This is a genomic window from Bradyrhizobium sp. CFUWI (genome assembly GCF_056429085.1).
In genome coordinates, this window is sequence record NZ_JBWJZE010000096.1 from 1 (window position 1) to 1,392 (window position 1,392).

The 1,392-nt window shown below is 60.6% G+C and carries 1 pseudogene; it reads left to right on the forward strand.

Features of this window, described 5'->3' with window-relative positions:
- Positions 1-76: 76 nt before the first annotated feature.
- Positions 77-1,170, forward strand: a pseudogene (locus tag AC066S_RS38815) (IS3 family transposase); the annotation flags it as partial.
- Positions 1,171-1,392: the final 222 nt, after the last annotated feature.

Sequence of the window (1,392 nt, forward strand, 5' to 3'; positions counted from 1 at the left end):
TGAGGTGGACCCCGGATTTTGGACCGGCGGCTTAGGTGGTGCGGATGCCGTTCCGTTTTGATAAACGGAGCGGACCATGAAGAAGACGAGACGGACAATCGATGCGGCGCTGAAGGCAAAGATCGCCTTGGAGGCGCTGCGAGAACAATCAACGGTGACGGATCTGGCACAGCGCTACCAGGTGCATGTGAATCAGATTTATGCCTGGAAGAAACAGCTTCAGGATCAAGCGGTTCGGGCGTTCGACGCGGGCGCTGGTCGGGATGGCGAGGCAGCCCACGAACTGGAGGTCGAGAAGCTCCACGCCAAGATCGGACAGTTGACGGTTGAGCGGGATTTCTTAGCCAGGAGGTCCGGAAGATGAGCGCGCCGGATCGCCGAGGATTGCTTCAGCGCGATCATGCGAGTCTATCGATCCGCCGGCAATGCCAATTGCTGAGCGTTGCGCGATCGAGCGTGTATCGGCCGCCGCTGCCGGCCAATGACAACGACCTTGAGCTGATGCGGCGGATCGACGAGCTGTTCACGGCCTGGCCGTTCCTGGGCTCGCGGCGGATGACGGCGATCCTCAATGGCGAAGGCTGTCGCATCAATCGCAAGCGCGTGCAGCGGTTGATGCGCAAGATGGGCATCGCGGCGCTGGGACCAAAGCCCAGAACCACAAAGCCGGCGCCGGGACACAAGATCTTCCCGTATCTCCTGCGCCATATGGTGATCGACCGACCGAATCAAGTGTGGGCTGCCGACATCACCTATGTGCCGATCGGCCAGGGCTTTCTATATCTGGTGGCGATCATCGATTGGGCGAGCCGTGCGGTGCTGGCCTGGCGCCTGTCGAACACGATGGACACATCGTTCTGCGTGTCTGCGCTCGAAGAGGCCTTGGCGCGCTTCGGCCCGCCTGAGATCTTCAATACCGACCAGGGTAGCCAGTTCACCAGCGCCGCCTTCACCGGCACGCTGGCCGCCACCGGCGTCAGGATCTCGATGGACGGTCGTGGGCGCTGGATGGACAACGTGTTCATCGAGCGGCTGTGGCGCTCGCTCAAATACGAGGACATCTATCTCAAGGGTTATTCGGATGGCCACGAGGCCAAAGCCGGAATCGCCCGATGGATCGAATTTTACAATTTCCAGCGCCCTCATCAGGCGCTGGAAAACCGCGCGCCGATGGCGGTCTGGCGGGCCGGTGTCACCGGCGCATTCGGCGAACAGGCTGTGGATATGACGCTTCTCGCAAGCGAGAAGCTTGGACAACGCTACGCGTTACCCACATCCCCACAGCCACAACAGCAGCAGGCAAGAGTAGCGTAAAGTTACTGGGAAGAACGAACGGCAGCAGCTCCACTTAAAAAACCGGACCCAGTGGTCCTCAGCATGGGGTCCACTTCA